Annotated in this window: 19 protein-coding genes; 11 read left to right on the top strand and 8 right to left on the bottom strand. The window is 64.5% G+C overall.

Annotation, left to right across the window (positions count from 1 at the left end; all coding sequences use genetic code 11):
• Positions 1–193 precede the first annotated feature (193 nt).
• The 3 genes from BRSPCE3_RS11995 to BRSPCE3_RS11985 all read right to left on the bottom strand — a co-directional run bounded on the left by BRSPCE3_RS11995 (position 194) and on the right by BRSPCE3_RS11985 (position 3376).
• Positions 194–1810 carry a phosphoenolpyruvate carboxykinase gene (locus BRSPCE3_RS11995; protein ID WP_244066018.1) on the bottom strand — a complete coding sequence of 539 codons (1617 nt, stop codon included), beginning with the start codon at positions 1808–1810 and terminating at the stop codon, positions 194–196.
• A gap of 108 nt (positions 1811–1918) precedes the next feature.
• A complete protein-coding gene (locus BRSPCE3_RS11990) occupies positions 1919–2329 on the bottom strand; it encodes a hypothetical protein (protein ID WP_244066017.1) in 411 nt (136 codons plus the stop codon).
• A gap of 312 nt (positions 2330–2641) precedes the next feature.
• Positions 2642–3376: a HugZ family protein gene (locus tag BRSPCE3_RS11985; protein WP_244066016.1), complete on the bottom strand. Its 735-nt coding sequence runs from the start codon at positions 3374–3376 to the stop codon at positions 2642–2644.
• Between the two features lie 241 nt (positions 3377–3617).
• Between BRSPCE3_RS11985 and BRSPCE3_RS11980 the strand changes: the two genes are divergently transcribed.
• The 5 genes from BRSPCE3_RS11980 to BRSPCE3_RS11960 all read left to right on the top strand — a co-directional run bounded on the left by BRSPCE3_RS11980 (position 3618) and on the right by BRSPCE3_RS11960 (position 7615).
• The gene (locus tag BRSPCE3_RS11980) at positions 3618–4319 is read left to right on the top strand and encodes a response regulator transcription factor (RefSeq protein ID WP_016843287.1); all 702 of its coding nucleotides are present in this window, start codon (positions 3618–3620) and stop codon (positions 4317–4319) included.
• Positions 4320–4502: 183 nt separating this feature from the next.
• Complete coding sequence (locus tag BRSPCE3_RS11975) at positions 4503–6239, top strand: sensor histidine kinase (protein WP_283843124.1); 1737 nt, start codon at positions 4503–4505, stop codon at positions 6237–6239.
• Positions 6236–6676: an HPr kinase/phosphorylase gene (locus BRSPCE3_RS11970; protein ID WP_244066015.1), complete on the top strand. Its 441-nt coding sequence runs from the start codon at positions 6236–6238 to the stop codon at positions 6674–6676. Before BRSPCE3_RS11975 ends, BRSPCE3_RS11970 begins: the two co-directional genes overlap by 4 nt.
• Before the next feature lie 214 nt (positions 6677–6890).
• Positions 6891–7292, top strand: a complete 402-nt coding sequence (locus BRSPCE3_RS11965; protein ID WP_021076632.1) for a PTS sugar transporter subunit IIA — start codon at positions 6891–6893, stop codon at positions 7290–7292.
• Positions 7289–7615, top strand: a complete 327-nt coding sequence (locus BRSPCE3_RS11960; RefSeq protein ID WP_173639261.1) for an HPr family phosphocarrier protein — start codon at positions 7289–7291, stop codon at positions 7613–7615. The genes BRSPCE3_RS11965 and BRSPCE3_RS11960 overlap by 4 nt, the downstream gene beginning before the upstream one ends.
• A 156-nt stretch (positions 7616–7771) precedes the next feature.
• On the opposite strand, the gene BRSPCE3_RS11955 is transcribed toward BRSPCE3_RS11960, so the two are convergent.
• The 3 genes from BRSPCE3_RS11955 to BRSPCE3_RS11945 form a co-directional block, all read right to left on the bottom strand.
• Positions 7772–9385, bottom strand: coding sequence for a glycosyltransferase family 39 protein (locus BRSPCE3_RS11955; RefSeq protein ID WP_244066014.1), 1614 nt, complete (start codon positions 9383–9385; stop codon positions 7772–7774).
• 236 nt (positions 9386–9621) lie between these two features.
• Positions 9622–10413, bottom strand: coding sequence for a M15 family metallopeptidase (locus BRSPCE3_RS11950; RefSeq protein WP_244066013.1), 792 nt, complete (start codon positions 10411–10413; stop codon positions 9622–9624).
• Complete coding sequence (locus BRSPCE3_RS11945) at positions 10414–11787, bottom strand: YARHG domain-containing protein (protein ID WP_244066012.1); 1374 nt, start codon at positions 11785–11787, stop codon at positions 10414–10416.
• Between the two features lie 161 nt (positions 11788–11948).
• Here BRSPCE3_RS11945 and lepA point away from each other — a divergent pair, with 161 nt between their 5' ends.
• From lepA to BRSPCE3_RS11925, 4 genes are all read left to right on the top strand, one after another.
• A complete protein-coding gene (lepA, locus tag BRSPCE3_RS11940) occupies positions 11949–13760 on the top strand; it encodes a translation elongation factor 4 (protein WP_244066011.1) in 1812 nt (603 codons plus the stop codon).
• 178 nt (positions 13761–13938) lie between these two features.
• Entirely contained in the window at positions 13939–14274 is a 336-nt protein-coding gene (locus tag BRSPCE3_RS11935) for a hypothetical protein (protein WP_244066010.1), read from the top strand.
• Between the two features lie 170 nt (positions 14275–14444).
• Entirely contained in the window at positions 14445–15671 is a 1227-nt protein-coding gene (locus BRSPCE3_RS11930) for an MFS transporter (protein ID WP_244066009.1), read from the top strand.
• 142 nt (positions 15672–15813) lie between these two features.
• On the top strand, positions 15814–16986 hold the full coding sequence (locus BRSPCE3_RS11925) for an acyl-CoA dehydrogenase family protein (RefSeq protein ID WP_244066008.1): 1173 nt from the start codon (positions 15814–15816) through the stop codon (positions 16984–16986).
• Positions 16987–17072: 86 nt separating this feature from the next.
• Here the strand turns inward: BRSPCE3_RS11925 and BRSPCE3_RS11920 are convergent, their stop codons facing one another.
• Both BRSPCE3_RS11920 and BRSPCE3_RS11915 read right to left on the bottom strand, forming a co-directional pair.
• Positions 17073–19526: a hypothetical protein gene (locus BRSPCE3_RS11920; protein ID WP_244066007.1), complete on the bottom strand. Its 2454-nt coding sequence runs from the start codon at positions 19524–19526 to the stop codon at positions 17073–17075.
• Between the two features lie 239 nt (positions 19527–19765).
• On the bottom strand, positions 19766–19978 hold the full coding sequence (locus BRSPCE3_RS11915) for a hypothetical protein (protein WP_244066006.1): 213 nt from the start codon (positions 19976–19978) through the stop codon (positions 19766–19768).
• A gap of 341 nt (positions 19979–20319) precedes the next feature.
• Here BRSPCE3_RS11915 and BRSPCE3_RS11910 point away from each other — a divergent pair, with 341 nt between their 5' ends.
• Positions 20320–20640 carry a hypothetical protein gene (locus BRSPCE3_RS11910; protein WP_244066005.1) on the top strand — a complete coding sequence of 107 codons (321 nt, stop codon included), beginning with the start codon at positions 20320–20322 and terminating at the stop codon, positions 20638–20640.
• Between the two features lie 32 nt (positions 20641–20672).
• Positions 20673–21767 (top strand): tetratricopeptide repeat protein, encoded by a 1095-nt coding sequence (locus BRSPCE3_RS11905; RefSeq protein ID WP_244066004.1) that lies wholly within the window; start codon positions 20673–20675, stop codon positions 21765–21767.
• Positions 21768–21998 lie beyond the last annotated feature (231 nt).

The raw sequence follows: 21998 nt of genomic DNA, 5'->3' as shown, positions 1-21998 counted from the left end.
GTTGCGCGTCGGTGGAATGACGAGTCCCGTTCACAACATCCGCCGCGGGGTATGGGTCCCGGCCTTCGCCGGGACGACAGTAGTGGATGTGGCGCCGCTCCGCTTGACGGATTGAAACGTCGCCGCGCCGACTGGGCAAGCAAAAGGCGGCCACGCGGGCCGCCTTTCACATCGCGAGATCGGCGCGAGCGAACTACTCCGCCGCGAGCTTCACTTCCGGCGCGGCGGCGCGGACTTCGGCGTCGACCTGGGCTTCGAACTTGGCGAAGTTCTTCTGGAACATGCCGACCAGCGCACGGGCGGTCTTGTCGAAGTCGGCCTTGTCGGCCCAGGTCTTGATCGGATCGAGGATGTGCGGCTCGACGCCCGGCAGCGAGGTCGGCACTGCGAAGCCGAAATACTTGTCGGTGCGGAAATCGGCGTTGCGGAGCGAGCCGTTCAGCGCCGCGGTGAGCAGCGCGCGCGTCACCTTGATCGGCATGCGGCGGCCGGTGCCGTATTTGCCGCCGGTCCAGCCGGTGTTGACCAGCCAGCAATCGACATTGTGCTTGGCGATCAGCTCGCGCAGCAAATTGCCGTAGACCGACGGATCGCGCGGCAGGAACGGCGAACCGAAGCAGGTCGAGAATTCCGGCTGCGGCTCGTTGCCGAGACCACGCTCGGTGCCGGCGACCTTCGCGGTGTAGCCGGACAGGAAGTGATACATCGCCTGCGCCGGCGTCAGCTTGGCGATCGGCGGCATCACGCCGAAGGCGTCGGCAGCGAGCATCACCACGTTCTTCGGATGCGGCGCGCGGCCGGTGCGCGAGGCGTTCGGGATGAAATCGAGCGGATAGGCCGAGCGGGTGTTCTCGGTCTTCGAGCCGTCGTCGAAATCCGGCACGCGATCATTGGCACCGAGCACGACGTTTTCCAGCACCGCGCCGAAGCGCTTGCTGGCGGCGTAGATTTCCGGCTCGGCTTCGCCTGAGAGCTTGATGCACTTGGCGTAGCAGCCGCCCTCGAAGTTGAAGACGCCGTCCTCGCTCCAGCCATGCTCGTCGTCGCCGATCAGCGTGCGCTTCGGATCGGCCGACAGCGTGGTCTTGCCGGTGCCTGACAGCCCGAAGAAGATCGCGGTGTCGCCGTCGGGGCCGACATTGGCCGAGCAGTGCATCGGCATCACGCCCTTCTCGGGCAGATAGAAGTTCAGCGTGGTGAACACGCTCTTCTTCATTTCGCCGGCATAATAAGACCCGCCGATCAGGACGATCTTGCGGGCGAAATCGATCGCGACGACGTTCTCCGACTTGCAGCCGTGACGTTTCGGATCGGCGCGGAAGCTCGGCAGATCGATGATCGTGAGCTCCGGCACGAAGCCCGCGAGCTCCGGCGTCTCCGGGCGAATCAGCAGCGTGCGGATGAACAGCGAGTGCCAGGCAAGCTCGGTGAAGACGCGGGTCTTGATGCGATGCTTCGGATCGGCGCCGCCGTAGAGATCCTGCGCGAACAGCGTCATGCCTTCGGCATGCTTGAGGAAGTCGGCGTAGAGTGTCGCGAACTGATCCGAGGTGATCGACTGGTTGCCGGCCCACCACATGCTCTTGTCGGTCAGGCCGTCGCGAACCGTGAACTTGTCCTTCGGGCTGCGGCCGGTGAATTCACCGGTATCAGCGCAAAGCGCGCCGTCGGCCGAGAGCACCGCTTCGCCGTTGCGCAACGCGTGCTCGTAGAGCTGCGGCGCACCATAGTTCCAGTGCACGCCCTTGAGATTTTTTAAGCCGAATTTGTCGGCACCGAAGGCACCGTTATGCACGCCCGTCTCTTGCACGAAGAACCTCCTCGAACCCGCGTATACTTGTTCGCGCGAATATCGCTAATCGCGCCCCCCCGCGGTGACCTTCATCAGAATATAGCCTCTCGGCCCCGGTCCGGCGACCTAATAGTGGGGATCGCCGGGCTTGCCAAGCCAGTCGAACGGCTTTTGGTTTATTCCAAGGCGGGCCCATCTTCTGATGCAAATGCCGCAGCGCGAAACAGTTTCGCTTTGCTTTCGTTTTCTCGTTGCTTTCACCGCGGTCGGGCGGCGTTTGGTCGCCCTTCCCGCTGCGAACAAGGCGTTGCGATGCACAAAGGGTGCCAGCGATCGGCGGCTGCCTGCGCCGAGCAAGACCAAAGGCGCAGGGAATGCCGGGTATGCGTTTCGCGCTGAGGATGTGTCGTTGCGATGTGCCGCCGCGAGCTGACGCAGCGCTGCAGCACCGAGCATGTCGTCCACGATGGTATCGCACGCGGATAGCACCACCTCGTCGGCATTGAGCTGCAGATGAGCATGCTCGACCGAGCTCAACACGCATCGTCGAATCTGGGGTACCTCAATGCGTGGCGACGGCGAATGTTCCGCGGTGCCCATCGCATTCAGCCGCCACAACACCGCTCACCACGACGATCGATGGTAACGCAATCAGTGCGTCACGCCTGCGCATGTCAGGAGACGCGTGCGCAAAATGATCGCGCTATCAAACATTCGGTCAGCGCGCGAAGCACGACATCTCACGCCGCCTCGACAAACGCGCATGCAGCAGCAAGCCATGCGACACCATGCCTCGTCGGGCTCGGCGCCGCGGCCCGGAGGCGGCAGGTCGCGCTCCCTATGGCTCGTCTATGCCTTGGCGCGCGCGTCGCCGGCGAGCCGCACCAGCATCTTGCGCAGCTCGGTGCCGTTGCTGACGCGCTCGGGAAAATCGAGCCGCAGCGTGGCGCGGCCGGCCTGCATGTCCATGCCGTCCGGGTCGCAGCCGGTGCACAGCCACTCGGCATTGTCCGCGCCGAGCAGCCGCGTGGCGTAGAGGTTCATGGCCTCGCGGTGGTCCTCGTTCATATGCGCCACCGCGCCCGGCTCGGCCTCCAGCAGCGCCTCGGCGCCGCCGAGATCGGTCAGAAACTGCGCCGGCTTGAGGTCGACGATGCGGCCGAACCCCGCGACCAGATGAGCGCCGCTCGGCCGGATCACGAAAAACGAAAAATCCTTAAATTCTACAAAGGCTTCCGCCGATGGCTGGGCGCCGAGATAGCGCCGTCGGACGAGCTCCTGTTCGGCCTCGGCGACCTCCTCGGCACGGCCCGCCAGCATGATGCGGGCGCCCTCCAGCGGATCGCCCTCGGCGCGCTCGTCGAGCATCAGCGACACCCTGCCGTCGGCCAGGATATTCCTGGTGTGCAGCGCCAGCCGGGAAATCAGCAGGATCGGCGAGCCGTCGGGGTGGCTCGCCAGATTGACCAGCGAGCAATACGGATCGCCGGACCCGGCCATCAGCGTGGCGAGCGCGCCCTGCCGGCTGCGGCGCAGCAGCGAGCGGGCAAGGTGGGCAGGATCGAAGTCGGCGGTCGGTTGCATGGGCCTATCGGGTCATTTTGAGGGCGAATCGGGCCGGTTCCGCCTGAAAAAAGGGCCTGTTTTCATGGTCTCAGGGTGGTATATGGGGTCCATCGCATGGGTCGCAGAAGCGTATTTTTTGCGGAACTCGGTCACACTTCAGCCCAGCTTACATTGCTCGTTGACCGCGTTCGAAGCCCATTTCCACGGCGCGTTGCCAGAGTGCCCGCCGTTTAAGCCACTCTCATTGTGAAAGCAGCTCATGCCCACAATCGCCTTGGTCGACGACGACCGCAACATTCTCACTTCGGTCTCGATCGCGCTTGAAGCCGAAGGCTACCGCATCATGACCTACACGGACGGTGCGTCGGCGCTGGATGGGTTTCGCACGTCACCGCCCGATCTTGCGATCCTCGATATCAAGATGCCGCGCATGGACGGCATGGAGACACTGCGCCGGCTGCGCCAGAAGTCCGACCTGCCGGTGATCTTCCTCACCTCGAAGGATGAGGAGATCGACGAATTGTTCGGCCTGAAAATGGGCGCCGACGATTTCATCCGCAAGCCGTTCTCGCAGCGCCTGCTGGTCGAACGCGTCAAGGCCGTGCTGCGCCGCGGCCAGCCGAAGGATCCGACCGCCGCGCCGAAGGAGCCGGACGCCCGCGCGCTCGACCGCGGCCTGCTGCGGATGGATCCGGAGCGCCACACCTGCACCTGGAAGAACGAGCCGGTGACGCTCACCGTGACCGAATTCCTGATCCTGCAGGCGCTCGCGACCCGCCCCGGCGTCGTGAAGAGCCGCAACGCGCTGATGGACGCGGCCTATGACGACCAGGTCTATGTCGACGACCGCACCATCGACAGCCACATCAAGCGGCTGCGCAAGAAGTTCAAGGTGGTCGACGACGACTTCGAGATGATCGAGACGCTGTACGGCGTCGGCTATCGCTTCAAGGAAGCCTGATCTGCACGTCCCGGGCGGCTTGTTAACTGACAGGCTCCGCGCGGCTGGGGTAAGCTCGGGCGACTATCTGCTTCGCGGGACGACATCCATACCAACCGGCAGCTTTGCCAAGTGCTTGATCGAACGCAGCTCGAGCAGGGCCTGACCACCGAGGACGCCACACAGCTCCTCGATCAAGAGGCCGTGTCCGACGATCTGGCGCGGGACAAAGGCTGGCGCCGTCCGCTCGGCTGGCTGCGCCGCGCCGGCCAGTTCTTCTTCGCACTGTCGTTCTCCAGCCTGACGCGCCGCATCGTCTCGCTCAACCTCGCCGGCCTCGTCGCGCTGGTCGCCAGCATCCTCTATCTCTCGCAATTCCGCGCCGGCCTGATCGAGGCGCGGACGCAGAGCCTCCTGGTCTATGCCGAGATCATCTCGGAGGCGATCGCGGCGTCCGCGACCGTCGAAGGCAACACGGTCACCATCGATCCCGACCGGCTGCTCGACCTCAAGCCCGGCGAGAGTTACGGCCAGCCGGATGAATCGGCTGACTTCCCGATCAATCCCGAGCGGGTCGCGCCGGTCCTGCGCCGCCTGATCGCACCGACCAAGACGCGGGCCCGCATCTTCGACCGCGATGGCGGGCTGATCCTCGACAGCCGCAATCTGTTCGCGCGCGGCGACGTGCTGCGCATGGAGCTGCCGCCGCCATCGGAGAAGCCGTCGCTCTATGAGAAGACCAAGGCGACGATCAAGACCTGGCTCAACCGCGGCGACCTGCCGATCTATCGCGAGCTCGGCCCCGAAGGCGGCAGGGGCTATTCCGAAGTCGCGCAATCGCTCGAAGGCATGAAGGGCAGCGCGGTGCGCGTCACCGAGCGCGGCGCGATCATCGTCTCGGTCGCGGTTCCGGTGCAGCATTTCCGCGCCGTGCGCGGCGCGTTGATGCTGACCACGCAAGGCGACGACATCGACCAGCTGGTGATGTCGGAACGCCTCGCCATCCTCAAGATCGGCGGCGTCGCCTCCGCCGTCATGATCATGCTGTCGCTGCTGCTGGCGAGCACGATCGCAGGCCCGGTGCGGCGGCTGGCCGAAAGCGCCGAGCGCGTCCGTCACCGCATCCAGACCCGCGTCGAGATTCCCGACTTCACCGGACGCCGCGACGAAATCGGCCATCTTTCCGGCGCGCTGCGCGACATGACCAACGCGCTCTACAGCCGCATCGAGGCGATCGAGATGTTCGCCGCCGATGTCGCCCATGAGCTGAAGAATCCACTGACCTCGCTACGATCCGCGGTCGAGACGCTGCCACTGGCGCGCAACGAGAACAGTCGGGCGCGGCTGCTCGCCGTGATCGAGCATGACGTCAGGCGGCTCGACCGCCTGATCTCCGACATCTCCGACGCCAGCCGGCTCGATGCCGAAATGCAGCGCCAGGACATGGCGCCGGTCGATCTGCGCCGTCTGTTGGCGACGCTGACCAGCGTCGCCAACGAGACCCGGCTCGGCCACGACGTCGCCGTCGAAGCCCGCTTCGAGGGCCGCGGGCCGACCGACACGCTGTCGGTGCCCGGCCATGATTCCCGGCTCGGCCAGGTGATCTCCAACCTGCTGTCCAACGCGCAATCGTTCTCCAAGCCGGGCGACAAGGTGCGCATCGTGTGCCGCCGCAACCGCGGCGAGGTCGAGATCGTGGTCGACGACGACGGGCCCGGCATCGGCGAGGACGCGCTGGAGCGGATCTTCGAGCGCTTCTACACCGACCGGCCGCACCAGGGCTTTGGCCAGAACTCCGGCCTCGGGCTTTCGATCTCCAAGCAGATCATCGAGGCGCATGGCGGGCGCATCTGGGCCGAGAACCGTCCCGGCCCCGCGGACGACGACGGCAAGCCGACCGTCGCCGGCGCACGTTTCGTGGTCAGGCTGCCGACACAATGAGCGACAATTCAAGCGTGCACGCATCCGCCGTTCTGGTCGGCGAGCGTGCGGTGCTGATCCGCGGCCCATCGGGCTCCGGCAAGTCGCGTCTCGCCTTCGATCTGATTCTCGCCGGGCGCACCGGAGCGCTCCCGCCGGCCGTTCTGGTGGGGGATGACCGTGTCCATCTCGACACAGCCGGCGAACAATTGTGGGTTCGCCCGGCACCGCAACTGGCCGGTCTGATCGAGATACGAGGCCTCGGAATCCGCCACTGCCCGTTCGCAGACGAGGCGGTGGTGCGGCTGATTGTCGACCTGGCCGCTGACGACGCCGAGCGGCTACCGCCGCCCGAGGCGCTCGTAATACGCCTTAATGGTGTATTGATACCGCGAATTCCCGTGGCAGCCGGCTTCCAACCCCTGCCGCTGGTTGTCGCTGCGCTGACGACAACCTGAAAGTTCATGTTCCCGTAATCTTGCGGCCAATTGTGGGAAGGGAATTGGTAACCATATCACATCCACTATCGCGTCGGATTTTGCCGGCGCAGCCTCCCCTCTCTACCGCCAGGAACCGGGAGACTAGCCAAGATGCCCCCTTGCGCGGGGGCTCTGGATGGTCAAAGTGGCGCGTTCGTGCGGTGCACCAAAGGGCGCCCGCGAGGAGTTTCCGATGATTGGTCTAGTGCTGGTGACCCATGGGCGCCTTGCCGACGAGTTCAGAGCGGCGCTCGAACACGTCATGGGTCCGCAGAAACAAATTGAAGCGATTACGATCGGAGCCGAGGACGATTCCGATCTCTGTCGAAGCGACATCATCGAGGCGGTGAACCGCGTCGACAGTGGCGACGGCGTCGCGATCCTCACCGACATGTTTGGCGGCACGCCGTCCAACCTTGCGATCTCCTGCATGAGCCGCCCGAAGGTGGAAGTGCTCGCGGGCATCAATCTTCCCATGCTGGTCAAGCTCGCCAAGGTTCGCGAGGAGCGTTCGCTGCCCGACGCGATCGCGATGGCGCAGGAAGCCGGCCGCAAATACGTCACCATCGCCAGCCGCGTTCTTGCAGGCAAATGAGCGGCGAGGCCCCGGGCGAAAACCATGTCGGCCCGGGCGTGCCGGCGGGCGCTATTTCGCGTGAACTCCTGATCGTCAACAAGCGCGGCCTGCATGCGCGGGCATCGGCCAAGTTCGTCCAGCTGGTCGAGCGCTTCAACGCCGAGATCTGGGTGACGCGCGGCGGCGAGACCGTCGGCGGCACCTCGATCATGGGCCTGATGATGCTGGCCGCAGGGCCCGGCACCACGGTCGTGGTCTCCGCGAAAGGCGACGAAGCGCAGCAGGCGCTGGACGCCATCGCCGAGCTCGTCGCCAGCAAGTTCAACGAAGAGGGCACGTAGGGCCGCCACCTCTTACCTCGCCCCGCTTGCGGGGAGAGGTCGGATCGCATCGAACGATGCGATCCGAGGGGTACAGGTCTATCGATAGACTGCCATCGCGGTGAGAGCCCCTCACCCCAACCCTCTCCCCGCAAGCGCGGGGCGAGGGAGCCGAAGCTACTTCGCCGGCGGCACCAGATAGACCTTCCAGGCCGTCGACGGACCGGGATGGCCGTTGAAGAAGCGCATGGTGGTCATGACAAGCGGCTCGGCATCCTTGGCATGCTCCGCCATCCAGGCCTCGCATGGCTGCAGGAACACCGGATCGGTGGTGTCGCAGATGCCGATGAAGCCGAGGCGCCTGGCCTCGTCGAATGACGTCAGCCCCGACGACCACGCTTCGCCCGGCACCAGCGAGGCCGGATGATCCGGACTGTAGAACGTCATCGGCTCGCCGATGTCGGAGCGTGCGACGACCACGGCCCAGCGCGAATGGAATTTTTCCTGCCAGGTCTGGGTCAGTTCGCGCGCCAGCTCGGAGCGCGCGGCGTAGGTCGAGCCGCCGATATGGTTGGACGCGATCTCCTGCGTGGCGATGCTGGGAGCGGCGATCAGCGTGGCGATGGTGGCCACGAACCAGACCGCAATGATCGAGAACAGCGCCATGCGCGGGAAACGCAGCGAGGGGATCGCAACCAGCGCCAGCGGCACCAGGAAGAACAGCGGGATGCCCCAGTCGGTCTTGATGTAGACCGTGAATGCCAGCGCGCCGAGCGGCGGCCCGATCGCGACGATTGCCTGGATGATCCAGACGTTGAGCGCCTGCGGCAGGTTGACGGCCGGGTTGGGTCCGCGCGACCAGATCCGCGCCAGCACGTCCGATGGCCGCCATGGCACCGACCCCAGCAGCAGCGCCACGAGGCCCAGCACGACGGGAATCGCGAGAAGGCCGAGATTGTGCACGATGTAGCCGATCACGAGCTGGACGTTGAGCTCGCGGCTCGACAGCGCGTAGACGTCACCGGCATAGGTGAACGGTACGAAGTTCACCTCCTCCAGCCACACCAGATGCGGAATCATCGCCACGAGCATCGTGCCGATCGCAACCCATGGCGCCGGCGAGCGCAGGAATTGCGCGCGCTGCGGATGGATCAGCGCGGCGAGCCCGATGGCGCCGATCATCGTCACCACCCAGTATTTGGTCATCAGCGCCAGCATGCCGGCGAAGCCGAGCCAGAGCCCCGATTTGAAGCTGCGCTTCTCGAACGCGTTCAGATAGGCCAGCACCAGCAGCGGCAGCGGCACCAGCTGCGCGAGGTCGGCGTTGTACTTGAAGCCCTTAAAATTGAAGATCGGGTACAGCGCGAGCATCACCACCATGAAGAACGCGCGGCGGCGGTCGACGACGCGCAGCGCGATCAGCCAGCACACCACCAGCGCGAAGCTGACGGTCGCCATCGCGAGCGCGTAGGTCGACCAGTTGGTGACGGGGAAGATCCTGAACCAGACCCCGGCGATCCAGCCCGACAGCGGCGGGTGCTTGCCATAGCCGAGCAGGAAGCGCTGGCCCCAGGCATAGGCCTCCGCAACATCCATATGGACGTCCTGCGCGGCCTTGAGCTTGACCAGGATCAGCGTCCACAGCACCGCGTGAACCAGTGCGAAGCCGATCACGAACCACAGGCTCGTCCGGGGATCGATGGCGCGCGAGGCAATCCAGGCGGCAATCCGTCGGATCGTCAGCCTGCGGGTGGAGCGCCGTGCGGCGGGAAGCGTGGAAACGGTCGACATGGCCTGTGCCTGAGACATGACCCGGAAAAGGGGAAACTGGCTTTCCGGAGGGATTCATGCCGAGTGGAAGCGGAAGCGCGATGAGTGAATGCTCACCAGCACTTCAGCGCCCTTTAGCGCGTTTTTGTGGCCAGTGAAATCAGCTTGGCGTGAGAATGGCTCAAGAGCGGGATTTGCGCATGATCGCTTCGGAAAACCGCTGCCCGCATCTCCGGATCATGCTCGAGCCGGCCGGTTCACTTGTCGAGAAGCTCCGGCCGGTACTCGAAGTGCATGGTATCGTAGTGATACCAGTTGCCGCCCCAGATGAAGCCGTGGCGCTCGAAGATGTCGACGATCTCCCGCGGCATCCGGTTCCTGTAGGGGATGGTCTTGCCCTTGCCTTCGCCCTTGCCGTCCCCTTTGCTCGCCCACAGCCAGTAATCCGAGACCTTCAGGTTGAGGTCGATCGCGGCGGCGTAGCCATGCATGCTCATCCGCCCGGTATCGGCGACGGCGCGACAAGACAGCACACCCGCGATCGGAAACGCCGCGGCGCGCAGCGCCGGATCGAGCGCCTCGATCTCGGCGGAGACCTGCTTGAGCCGCTCGGCGATGCCATTGACCCGCGTGACCTGAACCGGCTTGCCCCAGGAGCGCGGCAGCCAGGTGATCGTGACCAGGTTCCGCCTGACCTCCGCCGTGTTGCAGTCGCCATACATCTTCTTGAAGAACGCCTCGTTGCGGAAGCGGCCGGGATCGATGTTCGGGGCCGGCGGCGCCGATGGCCCGGACGGATAAGGCTGCCGCATCTGATCGAGGATCGAGGCATTGCGTAAGAGCTGATCGAACGGCTTGTCGGCGACGCCGTCATCGACGGGCATCACCGTGCCGTCGCGCCAGGTGATGGTCTTGTCGTCGTGCCCGGACAGCGCATCGGGATAGGCGCGCACCAGCCGGTCGAGCAGCTCGCTCTTGCTTTGAGCATGCGCGAGCGGCGAGGTCAGCGCCAGCAGGGCAACAATGCAGGCCGTCTTGCGCGCGGCCATTCAGCGCTTTCCGGCCTGATCGATCAGCGCAATATTGGCTTCCTCGATCGCGTTCAGCTTCGGATTCCAGCTGTTCGGCGCGTACCAGGGGAAGCGCGAAAAATACGCCTTGAGATCGGCGGAATCGAAATAGCGTCCGCGGCGGGCGAAGATCTCGTTGCGCGCGATCCGCAACTCATCCCGTGACAACCGCCGCAGATCGGCAGGCGTCAACAGGCGCCGGTCGGAATCCGGGAAGATGAAACCACCAGGCGCAGCACCACCGGATTCGAAGCGATCGATCAGCGCGACATTGGCGCTCTCGATCGCGTTGAGCGGCGGATCCCATGAGCGGGGCACGTACCATGCGAATTTGCTGAACCGCGCGGTCAGGTCCGGCGCGTTGAAGTAGCGCCCACGCCGCGCGAAGATCTCATTGCGGGCGATCCGCAGGTCGTCCTTGTTGAGCGCCCGGAGCTCGCTCTCCGACAACAGGCGGCTGTCGGAATCCGGAATGATGAAGTCCGACTGCGTGCGCAGCACCGGCGGCGGCTCCGATGGACGCGAGTTCTGCGGCGGCAGGGTTTGCTGCGGCGGGATCACCGTCGCCGGCGGATCGGCGGTCGCGACCTGTGCCGGCGCATTGCCGGCGAAATAGAACGCGCCGTCGATCGGCGAGGTCGAGACCCAGGGCTGCTGCGCGCTGCCGGTGGCACGCTTGACGACCAGGCCGACCTGATTGAAGGCCTGCAGCACGTCGAGCCCGGGCTTCTGCATGGTGTCGACCAGCGCGCGCGTGTAGGGACTGTGACCGTCATCGCCGTCAAGTGCGACGTTGCCGGGCTGGGTCGCGTAGGACAACAGCGTGCCCTCCGGCGCGCGGATCTGGGCAAGGCCGCCGTCGGCGGCGCGCAGGCCGCGGCCGCCGAACGGATTGTTCCGGCAGGCATCGAGGATGACGATGTTGAGCCGCGTGCCGGCGCCTTCCATCTGCCGCAGCACCAGGCCGACATCGACCATCTGGAAATCGACATCGGCCTCGCGTGTGGGATTGGCGGAGACCGGCACCAGATAATTCGTGCCGCGAACCTGGATGCCGTGGCCGGCGTAATAGAACAGCGCGACGTCCGCGCCCATCAGCTGGCTGCCGAAGCGCTGGATCGCGGCATCGAAGCCGGCCTTGTCGAGATCGACCTGGGCCTGCCCGCCGACCAGCGCAAAGCCCAGCCGCTGCAGCGTGCCGGCCACGAGCTCGGCATCGCTCTTCGGGTTCTGCAGCCGCGACACGTTCTGATAGGTCGAATTGCCGACCACCAGCGCGACACGCTTGTCGGCGGCCGCAGGCTGCACGAACAACATTGCGAGCAATCCGGCGGCGAGAAGGGTCCAGCGCATCGTCAAATCCACGATTTTGGGCCGCTAGACCTAGCAGAAGCATGCCTGGAAATCGATCATTGCAACCAGGCCGGAAATGCCCCCGTGATTCGCCGTCACAGCCCTGCAAAATACCGCAATATGGTTGCCCGCGCGGGGGTGCGGATGCTATCCCGCGCCCCATGACAACTGCCCCGATTTCCAACATCCGCAACTTCTCCATCGTCGCCCATATCGACCATGGCAAATCGACCCTCGCCGACCGCCTGATCCAGATGACGGGCGGCCTGTCGGATCGCGAGATGGCGGGCAAGGAGCAGGTGCTCGATTCGATGGATATCGAGCGCGAGCGCGGCATCACGATCAAGGCGCAGACCGTGCGCCTCAACTACCGCGCCAAGGACGGCAAGGATTACATCTTCAATTTGATGGACACGCCCGGCCACGTCGACTTCGCCTACGAAGTGTCGCGGTCGCTGGCGGCCTGCGAGGGTTCCCTGCTGGTGGTCGACGCCAGCCAGGGCGTCGAGGCGCAGACGCTGGCCAACGTCTACCACGCCCTTGATGCGGGCCATGAGATCGTCCCGGTCCTGAACAAGGTCGACCTGCCCGCGGCCGAGCCCGAGAAGGTCAAGCAGCAGATCGAGGACGTGATCGGCATCGACGCATCGGATGCCGTGATGATCTCGGCCAAGACCGGCCTTGGCGTTCCCGACGTGCTGGAGGCGATCGTCACCCGCCTGCCGCCGCCGAAGGGCGACCGCGACGCGACCTTGAAGGCGCTGCTGGTCGACAGCTGGTACGACGTCTATCTCGGCGTGGTCGTTCTGATCCGCGTCGTTGACGGCACGATGAAGAAGGGCGGCCGGATCCGCATGATGGGCACCGGTGCTGCCTATGACGTCGAGCGGGTCGGCTTCTTCACCCCGAAGATGACGCAGGTCGACGAGCTCGGCCCCGGCGAGATCGGCTTCATCACCGCAGCGATCAAGGAAGTCGCCGACACGCGTGTGGGCGACACCATCACCGACGACAGGAAGCCGGTCACCGAGATGCTGCCCGGCTTCAAGCCGGCGATCCCGGTGGTGTTCTGCGGCCTGTTCCCGGTCGACGCCGACGATTTCGAGACGCTGCGCGCGGCGATGGGCAAGCTCCGCCTCAACGACGCCAGCTTCTCCTTCGAGATGGAAACCTCCGCCGCGCTCGGCTTCGGCTTCCGCTGCGGCTTCCTCGGACTGCTGCATCTGGAGATCATCCAGGAGCGGCTGTCGCGCGAGTTCGACCTCAATTTGATCGCGACCGCGCCGAGCGTGATCTACAAGATGAAGCTGACCGACGGCACCGAGCTCGAGATCCACAACCCGGTCGACATGCCCGACGTGGTCAAGATCGCCGAGATCGAGGAGCCGTGGATCGAGGCCACCATCCTCACCCCCGACGAATATCTCGGCAGCGTGCTGAAGCTGTGCCAGGACCGCCGCGGCGCGCAGAAGGAGCTGACTTACGTCGGCTCCCGCGCGATGGTGAAATACGATTTGCCGCTCAACGAGGTGGTATTCGATTTCTACGATCGCCTGAAGTCGGTCTCCAAGGGCTACGCCTCGTTCGACTATCATCTGACCGACTACAAGCCGGCCGACCTGGTCAAGATGCAGATCCTGGTCAACGCCGAGCCGGTCGACGCGCTGTCGATGCTGGTGCACCGGACCCGCGCCGAGGGCCGTGGCCGCGCCATGGTCGAGAAGATGAAGGAGCTGATCCCGCCGCACATGTTCCAGATCCCGATCCAGGCGGCGATCGGCGGCAAGGTGATCGCGCGCGAAACCGTGCGCGCGCTGCGCAAGGACGTCACCGCGAAGTGCTACGGCGGCGACATCACGCGCAAGCGCAAGCTTCTGGAGAAGCAGAAGGAAGGCAAGAAGAAGATGCGGCAGTTCGGCAAGGTCGACATTCCGCAGGAAGCCTTCATCGCCGCGCTCAAGGTGGACAGCTGAGGCGCGGTCACGGCGCGCCAGTTCCCGTGCACCTAAAAATCTCGAAAACAACCCCATGCACAGTAGCCGGATAGCTGACACGCTGTCGCAGGCGCGCATGTTGCCGATCCTTGTCGCAGCAACAAAACGCACCATGATTTGAATCGCCATCACTGGGCGGCCCGACTAAGCTCCTGACATGTTGCGCATCCTGTCCCTCACGATCGTCATCCTCGCATTGCTGCAGCCCGATCTGAGCTCGGCCGCCTCCTCGAAGAAGCGGCACGGCTCGACCCGTTGGCATGGCTATGGCTTCCTGCCCGGCTATCGGCAGCCGCCCAACCAAACCATTCCGGTGCTCGGCCCGCGCGGCGCCGCCCGCGGCTATCCGGACTTTTCGCCGGAATATTACTATGGCGGCGATTGGCACTATTTCGGCCGCCCCGGCTTCCATGGCGGCGGGCGTTACAATGGCGGCAGCTACGGCCCGTGCTGGGTCTGGACGCCGATCGGGCGGGCCTGGCAGTGCGGCTAGCCTGACCAAAAGCCCCGTTCGCTGCTGTCCTGACGCGCGTTGACGTGGCTGCGCGCCATGCGCGGCACGAAGTCCTGCAGCGACCAAGCGAGCTTGCCCGCAGCGGACGGATGCGCCACCATCCCGCCAACCGCGGACCCAAAAATCAAACCGCGCAGACGGGGAAACGCATGAGCAAGGCCGCTCGGTTCGATTATGGCTGGGTCGTGGTCGGCGCGGGCGCGCTGATGACCTGCGTCGGCTTCGGCACCATGCTGTCGCTCGCGGTGTTCCTGCAGCCGATCTCGGATGCGATGGGTTGGTCGCGCGCCGGTATCTCGGCGGCCGCGACGCTGGATTTCCTCTGCATGGGTTTTGCGGCGTTCGCCTGGGGCGCGCTGTCCGACCGCTTCGGCACCCGCATCGTGGTGCTGGCGGGCAGCCTGCTGCTCGGGCTCGGCCTCGTCACCGCAAGCCAGGCGCAGACCCTGTGGCAATTCCAGCTCTGCTTCGGCGTGCTGATCGGGATCGCCGCCGGCAGCTTCTATGCGCCGATGATGGCGCTCGCCAGCGCCTGGATCGACAAGCATCGCAGCCTCGCCGTCGCGCTGGTCTCGGCCGGCATGGGCGTCTCGCCGCTGACGGTGGCGCCATCCGCGAGCTGGCTGATCACCGCCTATGACTGGCGCTTCGCGATGCTCGTGATCGGCATCGCCGCATGGGTGCTGCTGATCCCCGCCTCGTTCCTGGTGCGCCCGGCACCGCAGGGATCGACCGTCGCGATGCCGACGGCGGCAGGCGCACCGCAAACCGAATGGACCGTGGCGCAGGCGCTGCGCACACCGCAATTCATCACGCTGGCGTTGGCACATTTTGCCTGCTGCGCGGCGCATTCGGGCCCGATCTTCCACATGGTGTCCTACGCCATGGTGTGCGGCATCGCGCCGCTCACCGCGGTCACGGTCTACAGCCTCGCCGGCTTCTCCGGGCTCGGCGGACGGCTGCTGCTCGGCGTGCTCGCCGACCGGCTCGGCGCCAAGCCGGTGCTGGTCGGCGGCCTGCTGGTGCAGGCGCTGTCGATTGCGACTTATCTGGCGGTGGCGCAGCTCGGCCAGTTCTACGCGCTGTCGGTCGTGTTCGGGCTCGCCTATGGCGGCGTGATGCCGCTCTACGCCGTGCTGGTGCGCGAATTCTTCGGCGCGCGCATCATGGGCACCGTGTTCGGCGCGGTGTCGGCATTTGCCAGCCTCGGCATGGCGCTCGGGCCGTGGGCCGGCGGTTACGTGTTCGACACGTTCCATGGCTACACATGGCTGCACGCCGGTTCCTTTGCGATCGGCCTTGCCGCGGTCGCGGTGGCGCTGAGTTTCTCGACCAAGCGGCAGCCGTCGCTCGATCTCGGCCGCGCCGCTGCCTGAGCGCGGCTGCATGCGCCGCGCTCGCGCGCCGTTGATGGATGGCTGATCTGCATCGGCGCGGTCCCGCCTTGCCCTCCTTTCCCGGATGCGTCACCATCACGCACCCGCGCAACAAGAATGACAGAAGGCGCCGAGGACACGCATGAACAAGCCGCAGGGAGTAGACCTTGTCGAGCGGGCACGCGCGCTGGCGCCGCTGATCATCGCTGAAGCCGACGAGATCGAACGGACGCGGCGGCTGACGCCGTCCGTCACCGCGGCGCTGGTCGACAACGGGCTGTATCGCGCGCTGCTGCCGAAGCGTTTTGGCGGCGCCGAGGCGACGCTGGACGCCTTCATGCAGATGCAGGAGGAGATCGCCAAGGCCGATGCGTCGACCGCCTGGTGCCTCGGCCAGTGCAGCGTCTGCGCCATGACCGCGGCCTATCTCGAGCCCGACGCGGCCAATGAGATCTTCAACACCGCGCCCGGCATCCTGGCCTGGGGCGCGATCGCCCATGAAGTGCGGGCCGAGCCCGGCGGCTACCGCGCCAGTGCGCGCTGGGACTTTGCCTCAGGCTCGCGGCAGGCGAGCTGGCTCGGTGCCCATGTTCGGGTCGCCGAGGCCGACGGCACACCGCGCAGGAAGGCCGACGGCTCGCCGGAGATCCGCACCATCCTGTTCCCGATGTCGCAAGCGACCATGTACGACGTCTGGGATGTGATCGGCCTGAAGGGCACCGGCACCGATTCCTATTCGGTCGACAACCTCTTCATTCCGGACAAGTTCGCCGCGCTGCGCGACGATCCCGCCGCGTGCCGCGAGAGCGGCCCGCTCTACAAGCTCACCACCAACATGGTGTTCAGCATGGGCTTTGCCGCCACCGCGCTCGGCGTCGCCCGCGCGATGCTGGATGCGGCGACCGAGCTTGCCCGCGGCAAGACCCCGCAGGGCCTCAAGGCGATGCGCGACAACAACGCCGTGCAGGGCCAGATCGGCCGCACCGAGGCCAGCCTGCGCGCCGCGCGCGCCTATCTGTACACGACCGCCCACGAGGTCTGGAGCGATCTCGCCCGCGGTGAAGCGATCAGCGAGGCACATCGGATCGCGATCCGCATCGCCTCGACCTGGACCATCCACCAGTCCGCCGCCGTGGTCGACATCGCCTATCACATGTCGGGGGCAACGGCGGTGTTCGCCAAAAATCCGTTCGAGCGGCGGTTTCGCGACATGCACGCGATCGCGCAGCAGATCCAGGCCCGCGACACCCAATACGAGGACGCCGGCAAGGCGATCCTGGCGGGGAATCTCGCGGCGCCGCCGACGGCGCGCTAGGGGGTGATCCGGAAAAGTGCGAAGCGGGTTTCCGGAAAGGTCATGCCTAAAGCGGGATGAAGTCCGATTGAACTAATCCAAGGACCTCAGGAACTGGCGAACTTGCTGCGGCGGCGAAGTTCATCTGCAAGAGCCGCCTCTGCTGGAATGCCGGCATCGAGTCCTTCGACGATCGCCTCAAGCACCCCCGCCACCCCGGCACTGGTTGCCCAGGCGAGATCGGATGCTTGTCCCGAGAGCTGATCGATGATTGCTTGGGCCAGATCGGCCGAACGAGATGGATCGACGTGAAGCGCCTCGCGCACGAGCGGAAGGCGATAGAGCGCGAAGATATCGGCTTTGACGTTGCCCGTGCAGATGTCCTGGATCGCGAGGCGGATTTGCAGGGTCAACAGGTCCGGCGACGAGAAACGGCTTTTCGGAAGATCAAGGCGCTCGAATTCCTGAGGGGTCCAGGTGTCGTGGCTCATGTCGCGTCTGTCATAGAAGCGGGCGACCGAAGGCGGCAACGGGTCGCAAAGCCTGATGAGCGCGAAGGTTACCGGCCCCATCGTCGGCGTCACGTCATCCGGATGCCAGACATTCTGTCGCCGGACTGCTGTCGCATCGAGGAAGGCGGTCAGCAGCTCGTCGAGCGCGCGCGTGGCGGCGTCAGAGCCGTCGGCGGCCAGGATGTCGCAAAACTCCGTCTCGCCAACGGCCTTGCCGCGATAATGGAGGGTCGGAAGCCAGCGTTCGTCGACCACGATTTCATCGAAATGCTCGCGCGCCTCGCGCGCCAATTCGCGCAAGCCGGCGATCAAGCGGGCTGGCTCTTTCGACCCGATCTTGACGTAGCCGCGCCTGATCGCTTCGGCGAGGCTGTCGACTCTCTTCACTTCTGCATTCCGAGCAGCGACATCCGCCACGGCACGGTAAGCCAAGGGAATCGGCGCACCGAGAGCGCCGACGCTGGATGCCGCCATGGACGGCAGGTCGAATTCCAACCGATGGTTGAACGCAGTGATCGCGAAGGCGCTGCTGCGAATGTGGATCAGCTCATGCGGAAACAGACTCGGCTCAGTAAAAGACCATGTGCCGGTCTTGGGATCGACCAGTTGATAGGTTTGGCCCACGTCACCGGCAATGGAGAGTTCGCGGACAGTTCCATCGCGCGACAGGACGACAAATCGGTCGCGCGCGATCCAGGCTATCGAATCCACCGAATAGGCGGAATGCGCAGACCAACCGTTCAAGACGCTGGCGACGAAGCACCGCTGCCGGTCGTCGAAATGATCCCAGGGAAGCGTTGAAAAAGGTCTTGGCCGCAATTTCCAGAATAATTGCGTCGCCTCGGCGTACAGAACAGGGAAATGGACGTGGCCGAAAGCAGGATTGAAAGCGGGCGCCTCTCGCGTTTCAAGCGGGTCGAAATAGGCGTCTTCCAGTTGCTTTTCGCGGCTTGTGCGCCATTCGTGCTCGCGGCCCGCAAAGCCAGCCTCGACGCCGGGAAAAACCAGACCGATCTCCTTGCGCGCCTCGGCGAGTTCGGCATCATTGAAACGTAGCGTATTGATCCTGCGCAATGTCTCGCCATTCAAAGGCTTGAACGCAATGGACCTCGTCAGGCGGGGCGTACCCGTTACGTCCCAAACCTCGAGACCGAAGGCGAGGGCGGCGTCCGGCTCGCTCCCGAACAATTGGCGCAGCCGGCCGCCAAGCCCATGCTCCCGCGCACCGGCATCGACGGGATCGAAGGCGCGAACAATCGCGTGCGTTCCGTCCGGGCTGATCGACTGGACGGGAAAGGTTGTATAGACCGATGGCTCGATTTGCCGCTGGATCACCTGCATTTCGAGCCGCGCTGTGTCCAGGTCGATCACGGCGACGCCGACGGTTGTATCCCGCGCCATGGTCGTGATCGGCTTGTTTCGTAGCCTGCTCCACACCCATTCCGGTCCGTTGACGCTGAATTCGAATGGCGCCACGAGTTTGCCGTCGGCCCGGAACGTCGCGCGCGCGCCGCGGTCGAACCGTATGCGTCGCAGGCCGTTGGGTTCGACCGGCGCATATTTCAGCCAGAATTGATCGGCCCCGGCTTCCCCACGAAGGGGGCCGTCGGAAAAGGGGATTGAATTCCAGGGAGCCCCGCTTTCATTCAGGACATCGTTATCGCGGTGGAGGAGTTGGAAAGCGCCATCCTCCCGCGTCTGGATCAGGTTGTATCTGGCGGATTCCTGAAGTGTCGGTAGTTCGATGACCGCGATCAGGCCGGGATTGCAGTGATAGGCGACCGCCCACCTTCCGTCACGGGAAACTGCGATGCGATCCGCCGCTTGCTTCAACCGGCCGCGCTCGATCACCTTACGAGAGCTGAGATCGACAAGCGCAATGCCCATTTTATGCGAGAGGAAAAGACAGCGGTCGTCGCCGACGCGTGTGCAATCCTGGATCCTGGCGTCGGCGAATATGGCGAGTTTCTGCTCTTCCGCGAAGCCGTCGCGAATAGCGATCGCACTTCCAAGCGTTCCGTTGATTGGGCGAACGATGAACGCATTCATGAATTGCTTTCCGTGCAATGATCGCGCCGAAGGTTGGTCCAAAACAATTACGTTTGTGAGAACGCGATCCATTACGCAAGTGTGACGTGGTGCGAGATTTCCTTAATCGTCAAGGCTAAAGCGCGATGAAGTCAGATTAAACCGGCGCGTCTTCATGCGTCCGCCACGTCGGCTCCGCGCGCAAAAACCTGATATGACCGGGTGACCACGGCATGTCGGTTTTGGGCCAGGAACCGAGCTCAGACTATGTCCTGAGGCGGTTCCGGCGCTGCTGCAACGGCCAATCGGCGACGCCGACGAAGATGGGCGCGGACAAATTCAGAACCAATATACGCAAGCATCGAAGCGATGATCAGGGCCGGCAGAAATTTGCCGGGGTGATGAACAACTTCGTGAAACCATGAATGGAAGAAGAACCAGAGCGCAAACAGCGGATCATCATGTATCATCATGTCGCGTTGGCCCACGGATCGAGACCGACAGTCTTATCGTTCAACGCCTTCGGCGGGTCAAACTTACCATCGCCAGATATTCAATTTTCAATGAACGAATGAACGTCGGCCTGGGTCAAACCGGAAAATCGGATCGCGTTACCCCTGACTTAGCCTCACCCTCAACACCGGACCTTGGTTGGTCGGCGCCGCATGACGGCATGGCCGGATCCGGGCAATGCGGCTGAAGCATCCTGCAAAGGAATGACTAACCACGTTGCGACGCGCATCCGCGACGGCATGGGACGGCCGATCAACCAATGATAGCATGCGCTGCATTGAATCAACCAAGGGAAACTGCCGTGACCGGAATGACCAAGCCTCGCTCTTGGTTCCTGCTCGTTGCTGCGTGGATCGCACTCGTCGGAGCTCTCGTCGTTTGCTTTACGCTGATCAACAAGGCAGGCGGCGGTTCGACGTCCTGGGTGGTTAGCCTGATCGTCTCGTGGTTGCCGTTCCTGATGCTGGTGGGCGTCTGGGTGTGGCTGTCGCGCAGGAATTGGCGCGGATCGTCCGGGACGAGTTGGGTCGATCTCTATGAGCAGCAGATCGTCGAGTCCCAGCGCACCAACGCCCTGCTGGAGCGGATCGCGGCGGCTCTGGAAAAACACGCTCCGGGTTAGTTCGAACATTGGCGCATCGCGGGAGAAGGGGTATGCGCTCAGGGATTTCCGCGCAGGTCTGGCTGGTAGCTTTCGCAATAGCGGCTACTGCCAGCCGGCCAGCGACGGCCGACGATCGACAGGACTGTCTGAAGGGATCGAAGGAAACCGTTGCCGCGACCATCGTCGCCTGCACACATGCGATCGAAAGCGGAGACTACAACGGCCGCGAGCTGTCCAGCCTGTATCATCAGCGTGGCTTTGCCTGGTCATGGACAAGCTCCGCCGATCGCGTCGACCGCGCTTTCAAGGATTACTCCGAGGCGATCCGGCTCGACCCGAAAGCGGTTGGCTCACTGCTCAACCGGTCGCATATCGACAACCAGCGGCACGACTACGACCGGGCGATAGCGGACGTGAACCAGGCGTTCGACGGCGGTCCGTCGGACTATGGAAAGCGGGTCGGATATGGCGAGCGTGGCTATGCCTATCAGGCCAAGGGCGACAATGACCGTGCCATCGCCGACTATACCGACGTTATCCGGCTCGATGCGGACAACAAGGCCGCCCTCACCGCGCGAGGCAACGCCTATTTGGCCAAAGGCGATCCCGATCGTGCCACCGCCGACTACGACCGGGTGATCGCACTCGATCCGAAATATGCGATCGCCTACTACAATCGTTCTCTCGCACACAGGGCGAAAGGCGACCTCGATCGCGTCATCGCCGACTGCAGCGAGGCGATCGCGCTCTATCCGAACTATCGGGACGCCTACTTCAACCGCGGCTACGCCAATCAAGCCAAGGGCGATTTCGACCGCGCCATCGCCGACTACGATCACATGATCGCGCTCGATCCGAATGATCGGGATGCGCTTGGCAGTCGCGCCGCTGCGTATCTGTCCAGGGGCGATTTCCGCCGCGCCATCGCGGACTACAGTCAAGGGCAGGCGCTGATCTGGCTCGCCACCATTGTGCTTTCGGCAGTGGCGATATGGCTTTGTTACCGAACAGGCAGACATGCGGGCGTATGGTGGCCTCGGCGGACTGTGGCTGAGATGTGCGAACGCGACGTCGTCGACATGCAGCGCAAGAACGCCGTCCTGGAGCGGATTGCGGTGGCCTTGGAGAAGCATTCATTGGGTTAGCCCGGTTGAATGATGCAGCGCGCCGGAGCCACCGAACCCAGGGACTTCCGGTTCACCTCGGAGAGCCGACGTTCTCCGCTACACTTCCACCATCCAAAATCCATCTCCGTCACCCTGAGGAGGCCGCGAAGCGGCCGTCTCGAAGGGCGACGGCCCGGCACTATCCGCGCAGCGGTATCGGGGCCGTGCATCCTTGGCTCGCCGAAGAGGCTCGCACCTCGGAGGTCATTC

The organism is Bradyrhizobium sp. Ce-3 (assembly GCF_022835695.1).
In the GTDB taxonomy this organism is placed as follows: domain Bacteria; phylum Pseudomonadota; class Alphaproteobacteria; order Rhizobiales; family Xanthobacteraceae; genus Bradyrhizobium.
Note: the sequence above shows the minus strand (reverse complement) of the source record. Positions and strands in the feature narration are given on the sequence as shown.